Annotated in this window: 2 pseudogenes; one reads left to right on the top strand and one right to left on the bottom strand. The window is 59.5% G+C overall.

The window, feature by feature from the left end:
* Window positions 1-77: 77 nt before the first annotated feature.
* A pseudogene (locus KW835_RS27220) lies at window positions 78-182 on the top strand (hypothetical protein); the annotation flags it as partial.
* On the opposite strand, the pseudogene KW835_RS27215 reads toward KW835_RS27220, so the two are convergent.
* A pseudogene (locus KW835_RS27215) lies at window positions 161-363 on the bottom strand (hypothetical protein); the annotation flags it as partial. The pseudogenes KW835_RS27220 and KW835_RS27215 overlap by 22 nt on opposite strands.

Genomic DNA, 363 nt, shown 5'->3' with positions numbered 1-363 from the left:
TTGGCGATGAGCAACCCACCACGGCGGCCAAGCGCTTCACCAGCGAGACTACCACCCCGACGACGGGCGCCACCAGCGTGCCTGAGGTGACCTTCAACCTGCGGTATCCGGGGCAGTACTTTGACGCAGAGACCAAGCTGCACTACAACTACTTCAGGAGCTATGACGGCAGGACGGGGCGGTACACGCAGGGCGATCCGATTGGGCTGGATGGGGGGGGGAATCGGTTTGGGTATGTGTCACATCCCGGACGATCATATGGCCGCTTGTGAAACAGATCCGGGTGCTCTTGGTACCACTCTTTCATGGCCTGCATTGGCGTACTACTCTTGAGCGCTGACTGTGGCAACTGGTGGTTGTACA

It is taken from the genome of Acidovorax sp. sic0104, from assembly GCF_019219095.1.
GTDB lineage: Bacteria > Pseudomonadota > Gammaproteobacteria > Burkholderiales > Burkholderiaceae_C > Acidovorax.
The sequence above is the reverse complement of the archived record's forward strand: the minus strand, read 5'-3'. Positions and strand labels throughout refer to the sequence as shown.